We start from the raw sequence: 24,367 nt of genomic DNA on the forward strand, positions 1-24,367 counted from the left end.
GAATGGAGCAGATATTGGAAACTCATTTAATGAAATAAGATAAAAATCTTCTTATCTAAAGATAAGGAGATTTTTTTATGGAATAATTATTAGTGATATACAGAAATATTATCCTTATTTACTTATTTACTCGTTATAGAAATAATCTATAACCACAACCATTGGTATAATTATTCTCAATTTGATTTGAGCTCATAAATACAATAAAATTATATGGTGATTTAGAAGAGTAGTATTATATAGGTGCACGAGGAGAGTTGATTATGCATGACATTAAAGTTGAAAATATTATGTTTTCATATGACAAGGAACCTATCCTTGAAAATATAAATATGAAAATAGAGGCTGGAGATTTTGTCTGTCTGTTAGGTCAATCAGGTTGTGGTAAAAGCACCTTCCTTAGATTGATGGCAGGATTATCAGAACCAGATTCAGGTACTATTTTTGTTGGAGACAATCCATTGCAAGGAGCAAGTCTAGATAGAGGTGTGGTTTTTCAGGATTATAGTCTGTTTCCATGGTTAACTACAGGAAAGAATATTGTACTTTCTTTGCAGCAAAAATTTAAGAATGAGAGTAAAAAGGACTTAAAAAAACGTGCTCTATATTATCTAAAAAAGGTAGGATTGGAGGAATCCACATTTGATAAATATCCAAATGAACTTTCTGGAGGTATGCGTCAACGTTCTGCTATATGCCGATCTTTTGCCTTAGATCCTCCTATTTTACTTATGGACGAGCCATTTGGTGCATTAGATGCTGTTACGCGTGCTAAATTGCAGGACATGGTATTAGATCTTTGGCGGAAGGACAAAGAAAACAGAAAGACTATCTTATTTGTTACCCATGATGTTGATGAGGCCTTGCTTTTATCTACAAAAATATTTGTTTTCGGTTCAAGTCCTAGCAAAATTATTTATACACATTCTTTTAAAGACGAAGAAAAGGTTGACCGAGATTCTTTGTTTAAAAATGAGGAAGCTTTAGAATTGCGAAATAAGCTTATCCATATTATAAATAGAGATATCGAAGAAAAATTAATTGAGGAGAGATAATAAGATGAGACAGAAAAAAATACGTTTTATTACATTGACACTTGTTATTTTTATATTAGCGGGAGTTATGGTTGGTTGTAGCAGTAAAGAAACAGATGAAATAAAAGATGATGTTCAAGTAACGGGAACACCTGAGAAACCTGATAAAAAAGAGCTACATAAAATAAATGTTGCATATAATCCGGGAACAGGAAATATTTTAGGATTTATTGCTATTGATAAAGGTATTGCGACAGAGGAAGGTATTGAAATTGAGCTTGTTCCATTTTCTAATTCAACAGATGCACTGACAGCTCTACAATCAAAAAAGATTGATGTAGCTGTTTCTTTTGGAACTGCTGCACCTCTTACATATGTTACAAATGGTGCAGATTTTACCGTCTTTGGTGGATATTTGTCTGGTGGTATGCCTGTTTACGCTGTATCTGATTTAGAGTATAAAGGATTAGAATCGTTTGTTGGTAAAAAAGTTGCTACGGCAAGAATGTATACTCCTGATATCGTATGGCGTGGTGCATGATGGAAGCAGGATACGACCTTGAAAAAGATGTAACAATACTAGAATTTAAAAAGCCAAGTGAAGTTCTAGAAGCTGTTAAATCAGGTAATGCAGATATTGGTATTGGTACGAACTCAACATATCTACAATCACTTGAGGCAGGTCTTAAGACAATTGCTTGGAGTAATGATTTCTGGGATCCAGTGCATGTTTGTTGTCGACCGGTTGCAAATACAACATGGATCAATGAGAATAGAGATGCTGTAAAAGCATTTTTACGTTCATATATACGTGCAGAAAAAGTATTAAGTGAAGATCCAGAGTACGCAGTTCAGCTAAATATGAAATACCTTGAACTTGACGAGGAAAATGCAAGAACAATGCTTCTTGAAACGAATCAAATTTTTGATACAGATCCTAAGAGTGATGGAGTTCGTTATATGTGGGATCGTTTGATTGATATGAAATACATTGATCCAGCTGATATAGATGTAAATGATCATATTAATATTAAAATATACAAAGAAGCTTTAGATGAACTTACAGCTGAAAATCCAGGAGATTCTTTCTATAAAGAACTTCAAGAAAAATTTATAAATTATAATTCAGAAGCATTAAATTAGTTTCGGAGAGATTTAGAAATGTATTTACTATAGTAGGTGAGCATAAATGTTAAAAGACAATAAAAATATTAAAAATTATATAGGAACTATCATAATTCTGATTGTAGCATTTTTAGTTTATTTATGTGCTACTGATGTTTTTAAAGTGCTTGATCCAGTGCTGTTTCCAGGCTTTTCAAAAATTGGACCTAAATTCTATGACTCAATGCCTAAGCTGTGGAAAAGTCTTATTAGCTCTTTAAAGCTTTTGATACCAGGATATTTTGGTGCTGCATTTTCTGGTATCTTACTAGGAATTTTAATAGGTACTAATCCGAGATTAAATAAAACTTTGAGACCGATTATATTTGCTCTTAATCCAATTCCACCATCTATGATGACGCCTTATCTTATTGCGATTATGCCTACTTTTTATTTATCATCTGTGGCAGTTATCTTTATAGGATGCTTTTGGCCCTTTCTAAATGGCACTATAAATGGAATTGTTTTGATTGATCAAAAATACTTGGATAATTCTAAGGTTCTGGAACTAAAAGGTTTTAAAAAATTACTAAATGTAATTTTGCCTGCTGCTGCTCCATCTATTTTAGCTGGTGCAGGTACAGCACTAAACTTTGCATTTATTTTACTCGCCATAGCTGAAATGTTTGCAACAAATTCTGGACTTGGATATTTTATTCAGTATTATGCCGATTTTTCGGATTATGCTAGAGTAATTGCTGGGCTATTATTTATGGGATGTTTTATTGTAATCGTTATGCTTTCCTTTGAAAAATTAAAGAAGAAGATATTATTTTGGACTCTTAACGAAAATAAATAAAAATATGAAAACAGCCACAGTTAATTTATTCTACTGTGGCTGCTTTTAAAGAAAGGAGCTTATGTATGAAAAAAGTCAGAATTGGCTGTGGAGCAGGATGCTCCTATGATAGATTGGAACCAGCAATAGAGCTGGTGGAAAAAGGAAATATTGATTACATTGTATTTGAATGCCTTGCAGAAAGGACAATTGCAAATAATCAACAACAAAAACTAAAGGACCCATCAAAAGGATATACTCCTATGCTTGAATCAAGGATGAGGGGTATTTTAAAGCAAGCAAAGGAAAAGGGTGTAAAAATAGTAACTAATATGGGTGCAGCAAATCCTAATGCAGCAGTTGAACATATCATAAAAATCGCAGAAGAGTTGAATATTAATAATATTAAAATAGCTATGGTTTCTGGAGATAATATAACTAATGATTTAGACAAATATAAGGATGCAGTTATGTGGCAAAGTACCAAGACATTAGGTGAACTTGATGCCAAGATAATATCAGCAAATGTATATCTAGGAGCTGAGTCGATAAAAGAAGCTCTTGACAATGGAGCTGATATCGTAGTTACAGGGCGGGTTGCAGATGTAGCACTATTCGTAGGACCTATGATGCATGAATTTGGCTGGACGGAAAATGATTTGTATGAAATAGGTCAAGCAACTTTATTAGGACACCTCTTAGAATGTGGTGGACAAATTACAGGAGGATATTTTGCAGATCCTGGATATAAAGATGTGGAGAATCTACATATTTTGGGTCATCCAATTGCTGAAATAGATGAAAATGGAGATTTTATCGTTACAAAGGTAAAGGGTTCAGGGGGGGAAGTATCTCTTCGAACTTGTAAAGAACAACTATTATACGAAATTACAGATCCATCCTGCTATATTACTCCTAATGCTATAGTTGATTTCACAAATGTTTTCTTCAAGGAGATGGAAAAGGATGTTGTACTTGTAACAGGAGCCATGTCTAGGGGAGTACCTAATACCTATAAGGTAAATGTTGGATATTGTGATTGTTATATTGGGGAGGGGGAGGTAAGCTTCGGAGGATTAAATTCTCTTCCTCGTGCAAAAATGTGTGCTGATATAATTGAAAAACGCTTGAAAATTGTGGGAGCTAATATAGATGAGTACAGAACTGATTATATAGGCTACAATTCCTTATATAAAACAAATATTTCAGATAGTTTCGGATCTAAGGAACATAGTGAAATAAGGCTTAGGATAAGTGGTAGAACAAAGACCTTTGAGGATGCAATGCTTATAGCCCAAGAGTTAGACTATCTTTATACAAATGGACCTGCAGGTTCTTCAGGAGTCGAATCTAGAGTGAGGCAGGTATTATCCGTTGGTGCAATTATTATTCCTAAAGAAGATATAATTACTGAAACTATCTATTGGGAGGTATAGACATGAAGCTTAAAGAAATAGCTCACACTAGAACTGGAGATAAAGGCAATATGTCAAATATTGCTGTTATTCCATATGACGAAAAAGATTACCCTATGCTTAAAGAATTTTTAACTGCAAAAAGAGTAGAAGAATTTTTTTCTGAAATTTGTTTTGGTGGAGTAAGAAGGTATGAACTTGATAATATTTGTGCATTTAATTTTGTACTCGAAGAATCTTTGGGTGGAGGGGTTACAAGAAGTCTTGCTGTAGATAAGCATGGAAAATCTCTTGGAATGGCCCTTCTGGAAATGGAAATAGAAAAGTAATAAATAAGTTAAATCATTACTTAGTTTTAATTTTACTAAAAAATCTCCTTACCTATGGATAAGGAGATTTTTGGAATTTATTTTGCTTTATTGAATCCATTATAATGAATTTTATCATAAGGTAAAGTCTCAGTATCATGAGGCTTTTTTTCTTCATCTGGATAGCCTAGTGCAATCATAGTTTCTACATTATATTTCTCGGGGATATTTAAAAGTTTTTTTACATAATCTTCTACATTTTGATCATCTTCAGTCAATCTATTTCTTACTTGTATCCAGCATGAGCCAAGTCCTAAAGATTCTGATGTTAGCTGTATCACAGTAGCAATAATAGAAGCATCTTCTATCCAAGTATCTGTAATATTAGGATCTACTAAAACTACAATTGCTAATTCTGCATTTGATATAGGGTGCGAAGCTCCACCCCTAGAAGCACCTAACTTATCAAGGATTTCTTTATTATTTACGACAACTAATTCCCAAGGTTTTTTATTTTTCCCGGAAGGAGAAGTTAAAGCACCTTGCAATATTTTATCTAAGATTTCTTTCTCTAGTTCTTGATTCTTATATTTTCTAATGCTTCTTCTATTCATCAATAAATCTAACATAATAGCCCTCCTTATTTTTGCTTTCATAAATATATTATAGCATGATGAATTTAAAAATGGTAATATAGAGTAGAAGTAAAATGAATAGTGACTAGATAAAAAATAAAAGTCGATTAAGTTATTATAATTAATTTACAATCGAGGGTATAAATTAATAAAAATTATTAATGGAGGTGTAGACATGAAGTATTCAATAGAAGGAGATTATCCAATACTTAGATGTATATTAAATAGAGGAGAGACTATTAAAACCAGTGCAGGATCAATGTCATGGATGACAGATGGTTTTGATGTAGAGGTAACATCAGGTGTATAATGAAAGGTATAGCTAGAATGTTTTCAGGTGAAAGTATGTTTTTGAATTTTTATACAGCGAAAACTGATAATCAAGAAATTGTATTTGCTTCATCATTACCAGGAACAATAAAAAACATAAAGATGGAAGGTCAAACCTTAATTGGACAGAAATCTGCCTATCTTGCATCAGAAACAGGTGTTGAATTTCAAACCGTATTTACCAAGAAATTTTCATCAGGATTATTAGGTGGAGAAGGTTTTATATTACAAAAATTCTCTGGACATGGGGAGTTATTTTTAGAGGCTGATGGTTCATTGATTGAATATAATTTAAGATCAGGAGAAACAATGCTAGTAGACCAAGGACATGTATTTTTATTCGAGGAAAGTGTAAGATATGAAATAGAAACGATTAAAGGAGCCAAAAATATCTTATTTGGCGGTGAAGGTTTATTCCTTGTAAGATTGATAGGTCCTGGTAAAATAATTCTTCAATCTATGCCTATATCAAATCTAGCTGCAAGGATAATACCCTTTGTACCTTCAAAGGGATAAAAAAGAAAATCTAGAAAAGGATGGATTAATCCATCTTTTTTTAAATTTCCAACTATTATCTCTATAACAAAATAAAAACTGTATTTATTATTTATATATTATAATAAAAAAACTTAGATGAATTAGTACAAAATGATTTTTCATAGGAAAAGACTAGGATAATGGAAATTCTGAACATAAGAAATATCTGATTAAAAAGATAAGGGGTTTTTGTCCATTCTTTGATAAATTAAGGTACAAATTGATGTAGAAATATAAATATGTTATTATAAGATTAATATTAAATTGTTTAATTAGTAGGAAATATTTGAAGGACGAAAAAGTATGCAATAAGGAGGATCTTATGAAATATTTATTTATATGTTATCCAAAATGCAGTACCTGTAAAAAGGCTAAAAAATGGTTAGATGAAAATAATATAGAGCATGAAGAAAGAAATATCAAGGAGAACAGTCCCACTGAAAATGAGTTAAGAGAGTGGATATTTAAAAGTAAATATCCTATTAAGAAATTTTTTAATACAAGTGGCAATCTCTATAAGGAACTAGGCTTAAAGGATAAGCTGTTGGATATGTCCGAGGATGAAAAGATTATACTTTTAGCAACAGATGGCATGCTTGTTAAAAGACCTATTGTTATATGCGAAGATGATGTTTTGGTTGGATTTAAGGAAGATGAATGGAAGAGCGTCTTAGTATGATAATGATTAAGAATAATTTAATATAAGGAGAATTTATATGGAGTTCAAGAGATGCCTATGGGCAACAAAAGATTCAGACATTGAATATCACGATAAAGAATGGGGTAAACCAGTTCATGATGATAATCTATTGTTTGAAATGATTATTTTAGAAGGTATGCAAGCAGGATTAAGTTGGACTACAGTTCTGAACAAAAGAGAATCAATGCGTATAGCCTTCGATGGTTTCAATCCTAAAATAATTGCTGAATATAGTATAGAGAAAAAGGAGCAGCTATTGCTCAACCCAGGTATTATTCGTAATAAGGCTAAGATAAATGCCTAGTAAGTAATGCACAAGCATTTTTGCGTATTCAAGAAGAGTATGGTTCCTTTGATAGTTATATTTGGAGATTCATCAATAATCGTCCAATAACAAATACATGGACAGAATTATCCCAAGTACCTACGACAACAGAGCTTTCTGATGCTATAAGTAAAGATTTATATGCTCATGGATTTAAATTTGTAGGATCAACAATTTGCTATGCTTTCATGCAAGCCATAGGTATGGTTAATGATCATATGATATGGTGTGAGCAATATTCCAAATGTTAATTTTATCATTAAAATATTATTAATTTAAGGTTTCCAGGAGGCAAAGTGAATGAAATTCAGATTTCAGTATGATTGCTCAAATATAGAGTGGGAAAATGTAGTTGAGATATTGAAAACAGTTGGAATGGCTAATTATGATAGAGATATTCATAAGAAGGCTTTTGAAAATAGCTATAGAGTTGTATTCGTCTTTGATGAAGAGAAGTTAATTGGATTTGGCCGTACAATTTCCGATGGAGTCTATCAAGCTGCAATTTATGATATAGCAGTATCCCTTGAATATCAAGGAAAAAGTATAGGAAGAATTATTATGAATAAGATTTTAGAAGGAGTTTCCAATTGCAATTGTATTTTATATGCTTCACCTGGGAAAGAATCTTTTTACGAAAAATTCAATTTTAAGAAAATGAAGACGGGAATGGCACTGTTTAATAATGCTCATAAGATGAAAGAAAAGGGCTTCATAGAATGACCTTATTAGAATAGGATATGTAATACTTAAATATATGTAATAATAGATATAAGAATAATAATGGAGATGATAATATGAATGATTATAAATGTACAGTATGTGGTTATACCTATAGATCTGAAAGAGGAGATAAGTTACATGATATAGTGCCTAATACTGCTTTTGAAGATTTGCCAGAGGATTGGAAATGTCCTACTTGCAATCAACCTAAAATGGCTTTTGAAGAAATAAAATAGGCTATATATGATTAAGGAAGAAGGGAGAAAAAATGAAAATAAGAAAAGGCATATTTAATATAAAAATGGTTGTTATTCTAATGATACTATTGATATTGGGAGCTGTAGATAATAGGTCATTAGCTGCAAGCACTATTAAATTAATAATAGACGGGAGAGATATATCTTCTTCAGCAGCTCCAGCAGTGAGAAACGGCAGAACTTTAGTGCCTGTACGTTTTATATCAGAAGAATTAGGGGCAAAGGTTACTTGGAACAATGATGATAAGACTGTTAAAATTGAAAAAGATAATAAAACAATAGTTTTGAGGATAGATAGTTATTTAGTACAATATATGGATGGAGATGAAAGATATTTTTTATCGGATACTCCCCCTATAATAATAAATGGTAGCACCTATGCACCACTACGCTTGGTAGGTACTGCCTTAGGTGTTGGTATCGAATGGGATGGTACTAACAGTGCTGTCAAAGTAAATTCTAAAATCAAATCCAGTTTTCAGACTTTTTTTCAAGAAAAGATTTCGACAGTTAATTCAGACAAGCTGTCAAGGGAAAAATGGATTTACAAATTAAAGCATCTAATAGTATACCTAAAAATGGTGTAGAAATAAAATATTTGCTATTAGATCCTAAAACTGCTAAGGGAAAGGTTATAGCTAGAGGAAGTAATTTGACAGGAAAATATACATGGTTACCAAGTTTAGATGATAATGGAAAGAAGATTCTTGTAGCTGCTATTTATGATAATAAAGGGAATTTTCTTTCAGGTGATTCTATAATTGTAAATATTGATACATTACCTAGTGTATCCTTAAATGGAGTAAAAAATGGACAAGTGATAGATGGCAATATATCTTTATCCGCTAGTATTAATTTTTTAGCATCTTATGTGAAATATGAAATAATTAATTTGAATAAAAATAAAACCAATTTAACAACGGAGTTAGATCCATGGGGACCGTATAATTGGTCACCTATGGTAGATGAAAGTGGAAATTATTCAATTAAAGTCATTGCGTATGATGAGAATAATAAAGGTTATTCTAGCGAATACATTAATGTTAAAGTCGAAGTTCCATATAAATTAGGATTCTCAGGGGTTACAAAGGATATGACCATAAATAAACCAGTTAATCTATCTGCCACTAGGAATTTTAATGTTACTGAAACAGAATATATCCTAAGAGATCCAAATACTGGGGTAGAAGAAGTCCTTAAAAAGCAAGGTTATGGAAGTTATAAATGGTTTCCAGGTCCAGAGTATTCAGGTACTAAGGAACTTCTAGTTAGAGTAAAAGATACTTTAGGAATAATTCATCAGACACAAGGTATTACGGTTAAATTATCTGGAAAGCCTAATTTAATTCTAGAGGGCGTGGGACCAAAACAAGTAATTACATCAGAAGTAAAATTAAAAGCATTGAGTAATGTTGGAATAGCTAGTGTGGATTATATCTTAATAAACCCAGCTAAAGGAACAAAAAAGGTCTTAGGATCTGGGCAAAATCCTTCTGTAGAATATAAATTTGTACCTACTAAAGAAATTCTAGGTTATAGTCATATTAAAGCCATAGGTGTGTATAATGGTAAAGCTATTGAGAGCGAAGAAATTCCAATCAAAATTTACTTGGGAAAAGTTTATGGACCAAAACCAATTATTGCTAAAGATAAGTTTTTAGGAGTGGCATCTAATTTAGCAAAAGAATCTTGGAAGAATACAGGAATGTCTGCTTCGTTACAAACAGCACAAGCTATACTAGAAACAGGATGGGGACAATCTGTACCTGTAGATAAGTATACTGGTAAATCTTCTAATAATCTCTTTGGAATTAAAGGAAAAGGAACAGCGGGATCTGTTATATCCAATACATGGGAAGAATATAACGGAACTAAATTTAGAATTGATGCTGAATTTAGAGCTTATAACAATATCAATGAAAGTTGGGCAAACCATAAAGAGTTGCTTCTCAAAGCTGAGAGATATGGTATTTTTAGAGAAGTGATGCATAATAGTACTCAAGGAGCTTGGGCATTGAGAAGGGCAGGATATGCAACAGATTCTGGGTATCCTATAAAGTTAATGAATATAATAAAACAATATAAATTAGATGAATTAGATAAGATAGGTATATAGAAGGATGGATTACTCCATCCTTTTTATATGCAAAAAATATAGGAAAAAAGAAGGAATTTTTAAATTTATATAGAATAGATTAAATAGGCTTAATAAAATGGGGTAAGGGGGAGAAGAATTTGTCTCAGGATTATAATAAACCTTGGAAGAGTCCAGAGTCTAAGAATAATGATAATGTAATGACTATTGGAGAATGGATAGGGATACTAATTATACTTGCTGTTCCCATCCTAAATATATTAATGTATGTTTTATGGGCATTTAGCAGTGGAACAAATAAAAACTTACAAAATTTTTGCAGGGCAACTTTAATAATAGCTGCTATTACAATTGCATTTGGTATGTTAATTGGTGGATGTTCATATATCTAAAAGATAAAAATAGATAGAAAGGAAGGAAAATAAAATGAAAAAGGTATTAATTGTTGTCGATATGCAAAATGATTTTATAGATGGGGCATTAGGTACAAAAGAGGCAGTTAATATTGTCCCAAATGTAATTCAAAAAATAAAGAAATTTAAAGGTAAGGTAATATATACAAAGGATACTCACAACAAGGATTATTTATCTACTCAAGAAGGAAAAAAATTGCCTGTAGAGCATTGTATAGAGGGTACACCTGGATGGGAATTACATAAAAATATTCAAGAATTAATCGAAGATGCTCAGACTAATATTTATAATAAAGATACCTTTGGTTCAAAGGAACTAGTCCAAGAACTAATAGAAATAGATAAAAAAGAGAAAATAGAAGGAATAGAACTAATAGGTCTTTGTACTGACATTTGTGTAATTTCCAATGCACTTCTAATCAAGGCATTTCTACCAGAGGTGAAAATATCAGTAGATGCAAAGTGCTGTGCAGGAGTGACTCCCGAAAGCCACCAAAATGCCTTAAATGCAATGAAGATGTGTCAAATTGAGATTACAGATTGAAAGGATGGATTACTCCATCCTTTCTAATATAACCTTAGTAGCCTTTTCAGGTATTCCAATAAGTTCCACTATTATTTCTCCAGTATATTCTTTAGATTCTAATAATCCTTTTTTAATTAGGTGGAAGGTAATAGTCTTATTTGATTTGACAGAAATGCCAAGGATTTTTCCTGTATCTCCATCTAGCCCTGAAGGAATATCAACTGAAAGAATATTATTTGAATAATGATTGATTAAAGAAATTACCTCTCTATAAATACCTTCAATATCTCTAGTTAGTCCAATTCCGAATATTGAATCTATAGTTAAATCATTTTTTACTAAGGATTTTTTAAGAATTTCTAGCTCTTTTTCTCCAGTTATATGAATAAATTTTAGTTCCATGTTTTTAAGTATATTTAAATTAATGTTAAAATCCTTGGTTCCCTTGTCTAAATTACCAACAATAAATAAATCCACATTTTTTCTATTTATTATAAGATGACGAGCTATAGCCAGACCATCTCCACCGTTATTCCCAACTCCGCATATTAGGGTAATACTGTTCATCCTATCTAAATCAATATTATCTATTACTCTGAGAGCAGCATTCTCCATTAGAACTATGCTGGGAATTCCAATTTTCTCTATGGCGTAGGAGTCCATAGCCTTCATTTCTTCACAACTAATTGTAAGCATAAGAAACACGCTCCTTTCAAGATTATTATATATCTTATGGGAAAGAGTATCAATAATATATAATTGATATAGCATATTCTATTTTCTATTGATATATAATTTATAAGGCGTCAAGGTATGATATCAACAACTAGGATCATAGAGAATGTACATTGACAATATTTTGTAATATTGGTAATATTTAATCAACTATAGACTTTAGGGAGGGATTAGATGTATATTTTTCCAGAGAATCTTTATACAGATGTAAGATTAGAAGATACTTCTATCAGTGAAATTACCTACCAAAATGGGGAGCTAAGACAAAATCTAAGAAGAAATCATAAAGGGGGATTCATTAGAATATTTGATGGACAAAGGTGGTACTACAGTTCAACTACAGATACAGATAATATTCAGGAAGAAATAAATAAACTTGCACTTATGGCTAAGGAAAATAAAAAAATTAATGAAAATCCTGTAGTTGAAAAATTTGAGATTAATACGGGAGAATTTCTACAATTTAAAGAAAATGATATATTAAATATAAGCCAAGAGGAAAAACTTAATCTTTTGAAGTCATATTTTTCAATTATAAAGGATATACAAGAAATAAAAATGTGGAGGGCAATATATATTGACCATAAGACTACAAAACAGTTTTTTTCAAGCAAAGGTGCGGATTTAAAATTTGATTATCAGACATGTGCTGTTGCATTCAGATATTCTCTAAATGTAGATGGCAAGACTCTAGATAGTAGCTATGATAAGACTACTATAGATTTTAATGAACTTAAAGCATTGCATGAGAAACTTAAAGATAAGATAGATAAAGATATTATTTATACTAAAGATGCTAAGCCTATTAATCCAGGTAAATACACTGTTATATTCTCACCTATTGCAACAGGAGTATTCACTCATGAAAGCTTTGGACATAAATCTGAAGCAGATTTTATGGTTGGAGATGAAACCATGATGAAAGAATGGACTATTGGTAAAAAAGTAGGAGTAGATAATCTATCTATAGTTGATAGGGGAGATATTCCAGGAAGTGGATTTGTTCCTTTTGATGATGAAGGTACTAAGCATAATACAACTTATTTAATTAAAGATGGAATTCTTTCAGGCAGGCTTCATAGCAGTGTAACAGCTGAATCTCTTAAAGAGAATACAACAGGTAATGCAAGAGCATTGAATTTTGAGTTTGAACCTATAGTGAGAATGACTACCACTTATATTGAAGCTGGAGATAAAACTAAAGAAGAACTTATCTCAGAGGTAGAAGAAGGTATATTAGTTGAAGATATAAAACATGGTTCAGGTATGTCTACATTTACCATGGCACCTAGTATCGCTTATATGATAAGAGACGGAAAGATTGCAGAGCCTGTAAATGTTGCAGTTATTAGTGGAAATGTAATGGAGACCTTATATGAAATAGATGGCATCTCAAAAGAAATAGAAATTCTTTCTTTCTCATTGGGAGGTTGCGGAAAATTTGAACAATGGCCACTTCCAGTAGGTATGGGAGGTCCTTATATTAGAGTAAAAAATATTACAGTACAGTGAGGAGGGATTTCTATGATTAAAGAAAAATATATTAAGAATTTAAAGGAAATAAGTATAAATATTCTTCAATCAAATATAAAATCTGTAAGGAAAAAAGATATTACTAAAACAGGATTTAGAGTATATGAAAATGGATTTGTTGGTATCGCAGGAGCTGTGGGAAAGGTAGATGAACTTGAGCTGGAAAAAAGAGCAATTGAGAATTTAAGGCTTGAAATACCTTACCCTTACGAGCCATCCACTAATCTTGTGAAAAAAGTAGACTATAGAAAAGAAACATTGTCCCATGAGGAATTTGTAAAAGAAGTAGAAGAGTTACTTGAAATATTAAAGAAAGAATTTCCAGACTTCATTTTTTCAAATAATATCTATATCAAAGATTTTGAAACTAAATTGATAAATAATAAGGGAATTGATTTAACTCATGTAGATAGAGTAGTTGTGGCATCAATTGTAATAAAAGAAAAGAATTCGGTGAATGTATTTGATGCTCTTTCAACCTATATAGATAGGGAATATAGCAGAGATAAGATTTTAAACAATATAAGGGAAATGCTAACAGCTTATAAAAACAAGATTGAGCTACCTTCTAAAGGAAAACAGCCTGTAGTCTTTATAGCAGATGATGGACTTACTTTGATGAAGATAGTAGAGGAAATGAACGGATATAAGGTGGGCACAGGTGCTTCATTGTTTAAGGATTTCATAGGAGAGAAAAAATTCAGCGATAAATTTACATTATATCAAAGTGCAGAGGAAGAAGAGTTATCTGGAGTTGAGTTTTTTGATGCAGAGGGTGTAGTAAATCCTGACTATAAATATACTTTAATTGAAAATGGAAGAATAATAACCCCATATACAGATAAAAAAACTGCATCACAATTTAACTTACCGCTTACAGGAAGTGCATCGGCAGAATATGATAAGGTTCCCTCTTTGGCACCTAGAAATCTTGTTGTAAAATCTAGCGATAAAACTTTAAAGGAATTACTAAATGGACAGCAGGGGATAGCAGTTCTAATAGCTTCCGGTGGAGATTTTACCCAAGAAGGAGTATTTGGGACACCTGTTCAATTAGCATTCTTAACTGATGGGGAAAAACTATTAGGACGACTTCCTGAACTTACTATATCAGGTGAACTATATTCAATGTTTGGTGATGATTTTGTCGGAAAGTCTCAAGATAAAGGATTATTAGGACAAAAGGCTATAGTGTTTAACTTAGATGTAGATTATATCTAAAAGAATGTAAAACTAATATTGATGTAATAAAGTCTATTCTTTATAATAAGGGATAGGCTTTATTTATTTGCTTTAGAAACAGTATAGATTTCATAATATTTCATTTTCTATAAAAGTTCTATAGACTTCTTAAAATCAACTAGTGTTCAAATTTAACCTATATTCTTTTCCTGCCGATATATAATTTATAGGATAGGAGAAGGGGGTTGACCATATGAGAATAACAGGGAGTCAATTTAAATTTAACAATTTTATGCAAGATAACAAACGAAATATAGGATTTAAACCTTGGAATAGTAAGACAATTATATCGGGACAAAATATATTTGGATTTAATATAAAACAGAATAAGGATAAAAAAGTAGATAATGGTGGAAATATAGGAGATATGATGAGTAAGAAGATTAGAGATGATATAATTGCAGATAAAATTGCTAAAAAGATTGCAAGAGGTGAAAATATTACAGCAGAAGAAAGAGCGATGCTTATGGAAATGGCACCTGATAAGCTTGAAAAGGCGATGCAAGCAAGTAAAAGGCGAAAAGAAATAGAGAGCAGAATAAAAACTGCTAAAACTAAAAAGGAAGCTAGGGAAATAATATTACAGGCTAGGGTAGAAGCAAAGATTGCCTTTGACAAAATTGATAAAGTCTACGGTGAATACTTTATGGAAGCAGTAAATAAGATTGAAGAAGATTATAGTAAAAAGAATATAAAAGACAATGATGATATTACCAAATTGGGCACAGATAAAGAAAAGACTAAAGGGATTGATATTAAACTATAGGAGATAAAGAAAATATATAAGTAAAACGAAGAACCTCTTCACTCACCACTATAGTACAGGACTCATATTATATATGGAATAATAAAAAAATGGTGGTGAGAAGATGAGTGAAAATGGATGTTTAACTCTAGGGATGAAGCTCCAGATTTTACTGCAATGTCAACCTTTGGCCCTATAAAATTATCTAACTATGCAGATAAATGGATAGTGCTATTTTCTCATCCAGGAGATTTTACTCCTGTGTGAACCACAGAATTTATTGCTTTTGCAAGGCAATATGATTCTTTCGTGGAGAGAAATACGCAGCTTCTAGGAATTAGCTTAGATGGAAATCCATCACATCTTGCATGGGTTTATAATATTTATCAAAATACGGGAATTCAGATTCCTTTTCCAATAATAGCAGATAAAGATATGAGTATCTCTAAAATGTATGGAATGATTGCTCCAAGTGTAAGCACAAACACTACAGTAAGAAATGTATTTATAATAGATGATAAACAGATTATCAGAGCAATACTCGTATACCCATTGACCAATGGAAGATATATACCTGAGATAATAAGGCTTTTAATAGCTTTACAGACAACTGATATGTATGGAGTAGCAACTCCAGCAGATTGGCTTCCGGGACAGCCAGTAGTAGTACCAGCACCTACAACCTATGAAGAACTTCTTAGAAGGGTAAGTGGCGAAGAAGGATATTATTGTGTTGATTGGTATTTGTGTTTTAAGAACATATATTAGATAAATGAATAATAGTCTAATAGTTGTATATTATACAAAACTATTAGACTATTATTATCTCTCCATCATAAGGTTTCATCATAGATTTTAGAGTATCTAAATTTCTAAAATTTATATCTAGCCAATATTCTTCCATTTCCTTAGGTAAAATTACAGGCATTCTATGGTGGATTTTTTTCATATCCTCATTAGCATCTGTAGTTATTATTGTAAAAGATTCTTGTTCTTGACCATTTTTATCTCTAAAAATATTATATAAGCCAGCTAAGGAAAAGATATTTTCTTCTTTAACGGAGATTCTTCTTTTAATCTTCTTTCCATCTAAATTTTCCCATTCAAAGAAACTAGTTGCAGGGACTAGGCATCTCTTGTTATAAAAGGAATTTCTAAACAATGGTTTGATATCTGCTGTTTCAGCTCTTGCATTTATTATAGGTTTTTTAGTAAACTCAGGCATAAATCCCCATTTCATCATTGATAATTGAATATTATCTTTATTTATTACAATAGGAACTGTATTTGTGGGGAATATTTCATCTGGTAATTTAAATTCCTCCATGCTTTTTATAGCTTTATATCTTTCTATTAATACATCTATACTAACATCTAAAGAAAATCTACCGCACATAACATCACCTAACTTTTCTATTTTATAATGTTATCTTATATTATACCCATAAAATTAATGAAGATATAGAATAAAAGAAGGATATAATGAAAAAGAATATATTGTAGCCTATTAAAGAAAATTGATATTGACGTAGCTGCTATAATAGAGATAAACTAGATAAAAATACAATGAAAATATATTGAGAAAATAATAAGGAGGAATATAGTGGCTGAAGTAAAATATGAAATAAAAGAAAACTTAGGAATATTATCAGAATCAGCAAAAGGCTGGACAAAGGAAATCAATTTAGTATCATGGAACGATTATCCTGCAAAATATGATATAAGGGAATGGGACCCTGATCATCTAAAGATGGGAAAGGGAGTCACTTTTTCCGCAGAAGAGCTAAAGAAGCTTAGAGACATATTAAATAAATTAGATTTATAACTAAAATATAATTGTATAAAAAGGATGGATTTAATTCCATCCTTTTTATTTACTAAAATACTAATATATGAGAATTTTGGGTATAGGAATATCATAGAATAATCTTGTAGGGAGGAGAGATTAAATGGATTTAAAGAAAGAATCTTTAGCATTACATAGGGATAATAGAGGTAAACTAGAAATCAAAAGTAAAGTTCAAATAAAAGATTATAGAGATTTAAGTATTACATATTCCCCGGGAGTGGCAGCGCCATGTACTGAAATAAAGGGGAATTTAGAATTAGTATATGAATATACTAATAAAGGGAATATGGTGGCAGTAGTGACTGATGGTTCTGCTGTATTAGGGTTAGGAAATATAGGGGCCCAAGCAGGATTACCTGTAATGGAAGGAAAGGCTATTTTGTTTAAGACCTTTGCAGATATAGATGCAATTCCTATATGTTTGAAAAGCCAAGAGATTGAAGATATTATCTCTACGGTAAAAAATATATCTCCTACCTTTGGTGGAATAAATTTAGAAGATATCTCTGCTCCTAGATGTTTCGAAATAGAAGAAAGGCTTAAAAAAGAACTAGATATACCAGTATTTCATGATGACCAACATGGCACGGCAGTTGTAGTTTTAGCCGCTGTAATAAATTCTTTAAAAATAGTAGATAAAAAGAAGGATAATATATCCATCGTAATAAATGGAGCTGGCGCTGCTGGGATTAGCATAGCTAAGCTGCTAATGGAGGATGGATTCAAAGACATAATTATATGTAATAGAAAAGGTATATTGGAATATGATGATTCTTCTTTAGACAGATATAAAAAAGAAATAGCTAAAATAACTAATCCTAAAAAGGTGAAAGGAGGCTTGAAAAAAGCTTTAAGGAATGCTGATATTTTCATTGGAGTGTCAACCTCAAATATATTAGTGAAAGAGGATATTGAAAATATGAATAAGGACCCAATAATACTTGCTATGGCAAATCCTAATCCTGAAATAATGCCAGAAGATGCAAAAATAGCTGGTGCAAGAATCATAGGTACAGGGAGATCTGATTATCCAAATCAAGTAAACAATGTTCTAGCTTTCCCTGGGATATTTAAAGGTGCATTAAGTGTACGTGCAAGAGATATTAATGAAGAAATGAAGTTAGCGGCAGCTTATGCTATTTCTAGTGCCATTAAAGAAGAAGAGTTAAATGAAGAAAATATTCTTCCAAATATTTTCGATAAAACAGTCGTAGATAAAATTGCCAAAGCTGTTTCTAAGGCAGCTAAAGAAACAGGTATGGCTAGAATATAGATTTTATTATAAGGGGGATTTTATGAGTTATATTGTAAAAGAGGTAGAGAATTTTTTTAAAGTTATTAAGCTAAAGGAATTTAGAAAGACAGAGGGGGTTGCTTTCGATGTAATGGGAAAATCTATGGTTCCAAAGGTTGATGCCATAGATAGGGTATTACATAGGAGAGGAGCCATTTCACCTGGAACAGTTGGAGAAGTAGCAAGACCTTGGTATATGCATCCACATCAAGAAGATAACTTATTTGTACTTCATGGAAAAAGGTATGTAGAGTTATATACGAAAGAGCATGGAAGGATAGAAAAGTTTATAATTACTCCAGATTATATAGAACACAATGGTGAACTTATAGTGGAAGGCGGTGGATTAATTACTTGGACAACAAATGTATTTCATAGGATAATAAGTGGAGAAGATGGATCAGCCTCCATAAACTTAGCAACTCATCTTGAAGGATTTGATATAAGAACAAACTTTAACATTTATGATTTGAATGAAGATACTGGGGAGTATCGATTAATTAGGGAAGGATATAAAGATCAAAAATAGAAAAAATAAAGAATGAGTCATGAAAAATGACTCATTTAATTTTGTCTATTTCTTTTTCTATCTATAATAAATCCAGAGAAGGTATTACCTATAACCATTGACAATAGAAGCATTGCTGAAATAATTCTAGCCAAGTCTGCAAATCCAGTGTTTTCAGGACTGTAAAAGGTAAACATATATACAATCAGTATTATTCCAATATATGATGGCAAATATAATATTAATTTGTTCATAGTAAATTTTGTAGCAACATAGCTATAGAGAACACCCATTGTCATGGATACTAGTAGAATCATAATAAGTTTATTCATCTAATATTATCTCCATTTCCTAGTAATTAATATATTTAAATATTTTTATATTCTCTTTTTAATATTCCCATAAACAGAGTATCTGTATACTTTCCATCTGTAAAGAAATTTTCCCTTATTCTGCCTTCCTCCTTAAACCCACATTTCTCATAGCAGCGAATAGCTCTTTCATTATAAGCTCTTACTTCTAAATCTAATTTATGAAGGTTTAGCCTATTAAATGCAAATTCTTGTATCAATTTAATAGCTTCAGTTCCATAACCTTTACTTAAATTATCCTTAGTACCTATTACAATACCTAAAGTACCGATTCTATTAATCCAGTCGATTTTTATTAAGTCAATCTGTCCAATATATTCTTCAGTTTCTTTTTCTGCTATAATAAAACCTTTGATATTAGAATTACCTTGTAACATAGAATTTAAGAAACTTTCAGTTTCATTTAAAGTGTGTGGATATAGAAATATATTACTTAAATATTTTGTGATTTCAATATCATTCACCCATTTTCTTATACAAGTTAAATCTTCTTTTCTATACTCTCTTAACATAATTCTCTCACCGATTAATCTAGCCAATATACCCACTCCTTATATTTTTTATCGTATATTATATCACAAAAGAGCATGATGATAATATAAAATTTCTTGCATAAATTCAGTAATTATTATAGGATAATATAAAATAATCCTTGAGGTGAAGAAATGGAATTACTAAAACAAAGAATAGTTAAAGATGGCACACTTAGAGAGGGTAATGTTATAAAGGTAGATAGCTTTCTCAATCATCAAATAGATATAGATTTATTAAATGAAATAGGCAAGGAATTTAAAGCCAGATTTGCATCGGAAAAAATAGATAAAATACTTACTATAGAAGCATCAGGTATAGCAGTAGCCGTTATTGCAGCCCAACATTTTAGAGTACCTGTAGTCTTTGCAAAGAAAACAGAGTCAAAGAACTTAGATGAGAATACATATGAAAGTTCTGTATATTCATATACAAAAGATAAAACTTACACTATAAGAGTATCTAAAAGATATTTAAATGAAGGAGAAAATATATTGATAATAGATGATTTTCTCGCTAATGGAAAGGCTGCTGAAGGTTTAATAGATATAATAGATAGAGCAAAATGTAATACTGTAGGTGTAGGCATTGTAATAGAAAAGGGATTTCAAAAAGGTGGAGATAAGATAAGAAAGCAGGGAATAAAGCTAGAATCCTTAGCTATTGTTGAATCAATAAATAATGGAGAGATAGTTTTCAGATAATAATGATACTTCAAAAAAGATCAGCCTAAAGGAAAAGTTAGGCAGATCTTTTTTATTTCAATAATTAGTAGGACACAATTCCTACTTTTTTTTAAATATGATATAATTTATAAGAAATTTATATCTTTTTAGGACAGATGTCCTTCATTATAATATGAACTTTATTATATACTTTAAGGAGTGGGACTTTTGCATATAATTGAAATTATTGAGTCTAATAGGGCTATAAAAAAGATGTTAAGAGATTGTCCATATGAAATCTTAAGTAGATGGGAATTCAAGGAATATTCTAAGGGACAGATAATCTGTTATCAGGATATGCAATATGAATACTTTTATATTATAGTTAAAGGTTATGCTAATATATCTCTAACTGCAGAAAATGGTAAGAAGTATTCTCAAGCTATTTATAAAAAAGGAGATTATTTTGGAGAGTTAGAAATTTTTGATAATAAACCCTATATTTGTTCTATTGAGGCTTTAACTGATATTCAAGTAATTTGTATAAGCAGAGAACATTTTTTAAAATGGATTGATAAAGATAGACATTTTTCTCTGCATATAACTAGAACATTATGTGACAGCTTTTATAAGCTATCAAGATTAGCAGGAGAAAATACGTTGTACTCCTTAAAATATAGAATATGTAATTACCTGCTATATAGATTAGATTCAGGAGTTAAATCTAGTGTTGGGATAGAAATTGAAGTAGATAAAGAGCAGCTAAGTGAACGGTTTGCAGTTACATCTAGGAGTATAAATAGGGTACTTCAACAGCTAAAAGAAAGTAAGATTATAGATGTATCAAGTAATTCTATTAATATTATTGATATAGAAGGGCTAAAGAAAGAAGAAATTTTAAGTAGAAAAGAATAACTATGTTAGTAAAATCGAAGGAAGTCGATTTTATATAATAAAATTAATGAGGGGGAGTTTTCCTTGAAAAAGAAATTTATAATTCTACTAGCAGTAATGCTAATGGTATCTGGAGCATTAATTGGATGCAAGAAAACTGATGATTCAGGTGCGAAGGATGTACCAGCTGCTAATGATACGCCAGCTGTTGATAATGCAACAAAAGTGGGATTAGTATTAGCAGGTGGTTTAGGTGACCGTTCATTCTATGATTCATCCCATGAAGGTGTAGAACAAGCTAAAAAAGATTTAGGCATTGAATACAAAGTATATGAATGTAGAAATGATGCATCATTATTAAATGATCAATTAGTACAAGCTTCACAATATGCTTCCATCGTAGCAGTAGTGGGACATGAGTTCTATGATGCTGTGCAAGAAATTGCAGGGGAGTTTCCAGAGGTTTCTTATATATATGTAGATAATGAAATTGAAGGAATTGACAATCTAATCACTGTATCTTATGCAGAAAATGAAGGATCATTTTTAGCAGGTGCTTTAGCAGCTATGCTTACAACAGAAACTTCTATAGAAGGTATAGATGAGAATAAATTAGTAGGTATGGTTGGAGGAAGGGATATTCCTGTAATCAGAAATTTCCAAGCTGGCTATGAAGCTGGTGTAAAGTATATTGATCCAGAGGTAGAAGTTAAGACTTTATTTGCTGAAGACTTTGAAGACCCAGCAAAAGGTAAAGAAAATGCAACAACTCTTTATTCAATGGGAGCAGATATCGTATTTCAAGTAGCAGGAAAAACTGGTGAAGGTGTGTTTGAAGCTGCTAAAGAAATGGGAAAATATGCCATAGGAGTAGATACTGATCAACGCCATATAAATCCTGATGTTATAGTTGCTTCTATGGTTAAAAAGGTAGGAAAATCAATTTATGAAACCATAGAAAATATACAAAATGATAAGATAGAAAAAGGTAAGGTAGTTTATTATGGTTTATCCCAAGATGGTGTAGAAATGGGATATGGTACAGACGATATGGTTCAATTTGCAACAGAGGATATGAAGGCAAAGCTTGAAGATATTAAAGCTAAAATCATCAGTGGAGAAATTAAAGTACCGACAGGTAAATAATGTAAAATGGAGAAGTGGCTATCTACTTCTCCATTTTACAATAGTTATATAAGATAGAGAGGTGACAATTTAAGTGGATGAAAAACTTTTAAGGTTAAGAAATGTATCGAAGCAATTTCCAGGAGTATTAGCCAATGATAATATAAATCTTGACATAAGAAAAGGGGAAATTCATGCTATTATTGGAGAAAATGGTGCTGGAAAGTCCACATTGATGAACATATTATATGGACTTCATCAACCAACTACAGGAGAAATTTATTTCAATGGTAATGCTGTAAAGTTAACTAGTCCTTTAGATGCAATAGGACTAGGAATTGGTATGGTACATCAGCATTTTATGTTGGTACCCTCATTCACTGTGGCAGAAAATATAGTATTAGGTATAGAGCTAGAAAGAGTAAAGTGTTTGTAAATAAGGAAAAAGCAATCGAAGTTACAAGAGAATTATCTAAGACTTATGGTCTAATGGTTGACCCCATGCTTAAGGTAGAGTCCTTATCTGTTGGAATTCAGCAGAGGGTTGAGATATTGAAAGCACTTTATAAGGGAGCAGATATATTAATTTTAGATGAACCTACAGCAGTTTTAACCCCACAAGAAACAGAGGAATTATTTAAGGTTATAAGAAAATTAGTAGATGAACTAGGCAAGACAATAATAATAATTACCCATAAACTTCAAGAGGTGTTATCCATATCTAATAGGGTAAGTGTTATGCGACAAGGAAAGATGATAGGCACTGTAGATACTAAAGATGCCAATGAACAAATATTAGCAGAGATGATGGTAGGTAGAGAGATATTATTTGATAAATTAGATAAAAAACATATTGAAAAGAAAGAAGTATTGATAGCAGAGGGATTAAGAGCTAGAGACAACAGAGGTCTTTTAGCTGTAAAAGATATTAATCTTAGCTTGAAATCTGGTGAAATACTTGGAATAGCAGGAATAGAAGGAAATGGGCAATCTGAACTAGTGGAAGTATTGACTGGACTTAGAGAGAAAGATTGTGGACAAATTTTTATCAACGGAATAGAGTATTCAGATAAATCTCCTAGAGATATAAGAAATCTAGGAATTGCTCATGTACCTGAAGATAGATTGGCTATGGGAATGTCTAAGGACGCAACTATTTCAGAAAACATACTTATGGGGAACCAGTATAAAGAACCTTATGCAGTCAAAGGATTACATTTAAATAAATCAAAGATTAGAGAAAAAAGTAAAGAATTAATAAAGAAATTTGATATAAGAACTCCTTCAGAGGAAATTTTTGCAGGGAATTTATCTGGGGGAAATATGCAAAAAATGATTATTGCTAGAGAATTTTCTTTTAATACTCCTGTATTAATTATATCCCAACCTACAAGAGGAGTAGATATTGGAGCAATTGAATTTATTCATAGCCAGATAATTGAAAAGAGGAATGAAGGTTGTGCTATTTTATTGATTTCAGCAGAGTTAGATGAAATATTTAGATTGTCAGATAGGATTATGACCATTTATGAGGGAAGTATTACTGGTGAATTCAATGAGGGAGAGGTATCAAAGCAAGAAATAGGCCTTTATATGACGGGAAAAAATATGAGTAGCTCGAGAGAAGGTGTATAG

At 31.4% G+C, this 24,367-nt stretch carries 32 protein-coding genes and 1 pseudogene; 28 read left to right on the forward strand and 5 right to left on the reverse strand.

Features of this window, described 5'->3' with window-relative positions; all coding sequences use genetic code 11:
• Positions 1 to 263: 263 nt before the first annotated feature.
• The 6 genes from CIW83_RS14650 (at position 264) to CIW83_RS14675 (ending at position 4,720) form a co-directional block, all read left to right on the forward strand.
• Positions 264 to 1,055 carry an ABC transporter ATP-binding protein gene (locus CIW83_RS14650; RefSeq protein WP_094902451.1) on the forward strand — a complete coding sequence of 264 codons (792 nt, stop codon included), beginning with the start codon at positions 264 to 266 and terminating at the stop codon, positions 1,053 to 1,055.
• A complete protein-coding gene (locus CIW83_RS14655) occupies positions 1,042 to 1,575 on the forward strand; it encodes an ABC transporter substrate-binding protein (RefSeq protein WP_143598570.1) in 534 nt (177 codons plus the stop codon). The genes CIW83_RS14650 and CIW83_RS14655 overlap by 14 nt, the downstream gene beginning before the upstream one ends.
• Complete coding sequence (locus CIW83_RS14660; RefSeq protein ID WP_094902455.1) at positions 1,575 to 2,177, forward strand: ABC transporter substrate-binding protein; 603 nt, start codon at positions 1,575 to 1,577, stop codon at positions 2,175 to 2,177. The genes CIW83_RS14655 and CIW83_RS14660 overlap by 1 nt, the downstream gene beginning before the upstream one ends.
• Before the next feature lie 46 nt (positions 2,178 to 2,223).
• Entirely contained in the window at positions 2,224 to 2,997 is a 774-nt protein-coding gene (locus CIW83_RS14665; protein WP_094902457.1) for an ABC transporter permease, read from the forward strand.
• A gap of 65 nt (positions 2,998 to 3,062) precedes the next feature.
• Positions 3,063 to 4,412 carry an acyclic terpene utilization AtuA family protein gene (locus CIW83_RS14670; RefSeq protein WP_094902458.1) on the forward strand — a complete coding sequence of 450 codons (1,350 nt, stop codon included), beginning with the start codon at positions 3,063 to 3,065 and terminating at the stop codon, positions 4,410 to 4,412.
• 2 nt (positions 4,413 to 4,414) lie between these two features.
• On the forward strand, positions 4,415 to 4,720 hold the full coding sequence (locus tag CIW83_RS14675) for a hypothetical protein (protein ID WP_094902459.1): 306 nt from the start codon (positions 4,415 to 4,417) through the stop codon (positions 4,718 to 4,720).
• Positions 4,721 to 4,797: 77 nt separating this feature from the next.
• Here CIW83_RS14675 and CIW83_RS14680 read toward each other — a convergent pair whose 3' ends face one another.
• Positions 4,798 to 5,328: a nitroreductase family protein gene (locus tag CIW83_RS14680; protein WP_094902461.1), complete on the reverse strand. Its 531-nt coding sequence runs from the start codon at positions 5,326 to 5,328 to the stop codon at positions 4,798 to 4,800.
• A 181-nt stretch (positions 5,329 to 5,509) separates the two neighbouring features.
• Here CIW83_RS14680 and CIW83_RS23830 point away from each other — a divergent pair, with 181 nt between their 5' ends.
• From CIW83_RS23830 to CIW83_RS14725, 10 genes and pseudogenes are all read left to right on the forward strand, one after another.
• Positions 5,510 to 5,644 carry an AIM24 family protein gene (locus tag CIW83_RS23830; protein ID WP_235601352.1) on the forward strand — a complete coding sequence of 45 codons (135 nt, stop codon included), beginning with the start codon at positions 5,510 to 5,512 and terminating at the stop codon, positions 5,642 to 5,644.
• The gene (locus CIW83_RS14685) at positions 5,644 to 6,180 is read left to right on the forward strand and encodes an AIM24 family protein (RefSeq protein WP_235601353.1); all 537 of its coding nucleotides are present in this window, start codon (positions 5,644 to 5,646) and stop codon (positions 6,178 to 6,180) included. Before CIW83_RS23830 ends, CIW83_RS14685 begins: the two co-directional genes overlap by 1 nt.
• Before the next feature lie 343 nt (positions 6,181 to 6,523).
• Entirely contained in the window at positions 6,524 to 6,880 is a 357-nt protein-coding gene (locus CIW83_RS14690; protein WP_094902463.1) for an arsenate reductase family protein, read from the forward strand.
• Between the two features lie 37 nt (positions 6,881 to 6,917).
• Positions 6,918 to 7,477: pseudogene (locus CIW83_RS14695) on the forward strand (DNA-3-methyladenine glycosylase I).
• A 49-nt stretch (positions 7,478 to 7,526) separates the two neighbouring features.
• Positions 7,527 to 7,949, forward strand: coding sequence for a GNAT family N-acetyltransferase (locus CIW83_RS14700; protein WP_094902465.1), 423 nt, complete (start codon positions 7,527 to 7,529; stop codon positions 7,947 to 7,949).
• A 74-nt stretch (positions 7,950 to 8,023) separates the two neighbouring features.
• Positions 8,024 to 8,185: a rubredoxin gene (locus CIW83_RS14705; RefSeq protein ID WP_094902467.1), complete on the forward strand. Its 162-nt coding sequence runs from the start codon at positions 8,024 to 8,026 to the stop codon at positions 8,183 to 8,185.
• A gap of 32 nt (positions 8,186 to 8,217) precedes the next feature.
• Positions 8,218 to 8,793 (forward strand): copper amine oxidase N-terminal domain-containing protein, encoded by a 576-nt coding sequence (locus CIW83_RS14710; RefSeq protein WP_094902469.1) that lies wholly within the window; start codon positions 8,218 to 8,220, stop codon positions 8,791 to 8,793.
• Entirely contained in the window at positions 8,745 to 10,322 is a 1,578-nt protein-coding gene (locus tag CIW83_RS14715; RefSeq protein ID WP_094902471.1) for a glycoside hydrolase family 73 protein, read from the forward strand. The genes CIW83_RS14710 and CIW83_RS14715 overlap by 49 nt, the downstream gene beginning before the upstream one ends.
• A 119-nt stretch (positions 10,323 to 10,441) precedes the next feature.
• Positions 10,442 to 10,693, forward strand: a complete 252-nt coding sequence (locus CIW83_RS14720) for a hypothetical protein (protein ID WP_094902473.1) — start codon at positions 10,442 to 10,444, stop codon at positions 10,691 to 10,693.
• Between the two features lie 34 nt (positions 10,694 to 10,727).
• Positions 10,728 to 11,258: a cysteine hydrolase family protein gene (locus CIW83_RS14725; protein ID WP_094902475.1), complete on the forward strand. Its 531-nt coding sequence runs from the start codon at positions 10,728 to 10,730 to the stop codon at positions 11,256 to 11,258.
• Between the two features lie 9 nt (positions 11,259 to 11,267).
• Here CIW83_RS14725 and CIW83_RS14730 read toward each other — a convergent pair whose 3' ends face one another.
• On the reverse strand, positions 11,268 to 11,936 hold the full coding sequence (locus CIW83_RS14730; protein WP_094902477.1) for an NAD(P)H-hydrate epimerase: 669 nt from the start codon (positions 11,934 to 11,936) through the stop codon (positions 11,268 to 11,270).
• Between the two features lie 213 nt (positions 11,937 to 12,149).
• Here CIW83_RS14730 and CIW83_RS14735 point away from each other — a divergent pair, with 213 nt between their 5' ends.
• From CIW83_RS14735 to CIW83_RS14750, 4 genes are all read left to right on the forward strand, one after another.
• Entirely contained in the window at positions 12,150 to 13,487 is a 1,338-nt protein-coding gene (locus CIW83_RS14735; RefSeq protein ID WP_094902479.1) for a TldD/PmbA family protein, read from the forward strand.
• A gap of 12 nt (positions 13,488 to 13,499) precedes the next feature.
• Positions 13,500 to 14,729 carry a metallopeptidase TldD-related protein gene (locus CIW83_RS14740; protein WP_094902481.1) on the forward strand — a complete coding sequence of 410 codons (1,230 nt, stop codon included), beginning with the start codon at positions 13,500 to 13,502 and terminating at the stop codon, positions 14,727 to 14,729.
• A gap of 214 nt (positions 14,730 to 14,943) precedes the next feature.
• Positions 14,944 to 15,516 (forward strand): hypothetical protein, encoded by a 573-nt coding sequence (locus CIW83_RS14745; RefSeq protein ID WP_094902483.1) that lies wholly within the window; start codon positions 14,944 to 14,946, stop codon positions 15,514 to 15,516.
• A 156-nt stretch (positions 15,517 to 15,672) separates the two neighbouring features.
• Entirely contained in the window at positions 15,673 to 16,263 is a 591-nt protein-coding gene (locus CIW83_RS14750) for a peroxiredoxin (protein ID WP_235601356.1), read from the forward strand.
• 43 nt (positions 16,264 to 16,306) lie between these two features.
• On the opposite strand, the gene CIW83_RS14755 is transcribed toward CIW83_RS14750, so the two are convergent.
• Entirely contained in the window at positions 16,307 to 16,891 is a 585-nt protein-coding gene (locus CIW83_RS14755; RefSeq protein WP_094902487.1) for an SOS response-associated peptidase, read from the reverse strand.
• 207 nt (positions 16,892 to 17,098) lie between these two features.
• Between CIW83_RS14755 and CIW83_RS14760 the strand changes: the two genes are divergently transcribed.
• The 3 genes from CIW83_RS14760 to CIW83_RS14770 all read left to right on the forward strand — a co-directional run bounded on the left by CIW83_RS14760 (position 17,099) and on the right by CIW83_RS14770 (position 19,167).
• Positions 17,099 to 17,320 carry a YdbC family protein gene (locus CIW83_RS14760; protein ID WP_094902489.1) on the forward strand — a complete coding sequence of 74 codons (222 nt, stop codon included), beginning with the start codon at positions 17,099 to 17,101 and terminating at the stop codon, positions 17,318 to 17,320.
• Between the two features lie 124 nt (positions 17,321 to 17,444).
• Positions 17,445 to 18,617, forward strand: coding sequence for an NADP-dependent malic enzyme (locus CIW83_RS14765; protein WP_094902491.1), 1,173 nt, complete (start codon positions 17,445 to 17,447; stop codon positions 18,615 to 18,617).
• A 22-nt stretch (positions 18,618 to 18,639) separates the two neighbouring features.
• Positions 18,640 to 19,167, forward strand: a complete 528-nt coding sequence (locus CIW83_RS14770) for a hypothetical protein (RefSeq protein ID WP_094902493.1) — start codon at positions 18,640 to 18,642, stop codon at positions 19,165 to 19,167.
• 35 nt (positions 19,168 to 19,202) lie between these two features.
• On the opposite strand, the gene CIW83_RS14775 is transcribed toward CIW83_RS14770, so the two are convergent.
• Entirely contained in the window at positions 19,203 to 19,478 is a 276-nt protein-coding gene (locus CIW83_RS14775) for a hypothetical protein (RefSeq protein WP_094902495.1), read from the reverse strand.
• 35 nt (positions 19,479 to 19,513) lie between these two features.
• Positions 19,514 to 20,056: a GNAT family N-acetyltransferase gene (locus CIW83_RS14780; RefSeq protein ID WP_094902497.1), complete on the reverse strand. Its 543-nt coding sequence runs from the start codon at positions 20,054 to 20,056 to the stop codon at positions 19,514 to 19,516.
• Between the two features lie 126 nt (positions 20,057 to 20,182).
• Here CIW83_RS14780 and CIW83_RS14785 point away from each other — a divergent pair, with 126 nt between their 5' ends.
• The 5 genes from CIW83_RS14785 (at position 20,183) to CIW83_RS23840 (ending at position 24,367) form a co-directional block, all read left to right on the forward strand.
• Positions 20,183 to 20,752 (forward strand): xanthine phosphoribosyltransferase, encoded by a 570-nt coding sequence (locus tag CIW83_RS14785; RefSeq protein ID WP_094902499.1) that lies wholly within the window; start codon positions 20,183 to 20,185, stop codon positions 20,750 to 20,752.
• A 189-nt stretch (positions 20,753 to 20,941) separates the two neighbouring features.
• Entirely contained in the window at positions 20,942 to 21,628 is a 687-nt protein-coding gene (locus CIW83_RS14790) for a Crp/Fnr family transcriptional regulator (protein ID WP_201259913.1), read from the forward strand.
• Between the two features lie 63 nt (positions 21,629 to 21,691).
• On the forward strand, positions 21,692 to 22,753 hold the full coding sequence (locus CIW83_RS14795; protein ID WP_201259914.1) for a BMP family protein: 1,062 nt from the start codon (positions 21,692 to 21,694) through the stop codon (positions 22,751 to 22,753).
• A 73-nt stretch (positions 22,754 to 22,826) separates the two neighbouring features.
• On the forward strand, positions 22,827 to 23,168 hold the full coding sequence (locus tag CIW83_RS23835) for an ATP-binding cassette domain-containing protein (protein WP_255374459.1): 342 nt from the start codon (positions 22,827 to 22,829) through the stop codon (positions 23,166 to 23,168).
• The gene (locus CIW83_RS23840; protein WP_255374460.1) at positions 23,159 to 24,367 is read left to right on the forward strand and encodes an ABC transporter ATP-binding protein; all 1,209 of its coding nucleotides are present in this window, start codon (positions 23,159 to 23,161) and stop codon (positions 24,365 to 24,367) included. Before CIW83_RS23835 ends, CIW83_RS23840 begins: the two co-directional genes overlap by 10 nt.

The organism is Tissierella sp. P1 (assembly GCF_002266425.1).
Classification (GTDB): domain Bacteria; phylum Bacillota; class Clostridia; order Tissierellales; family Tissierellaceae; genus Tissierella; species Tissierella carlieri.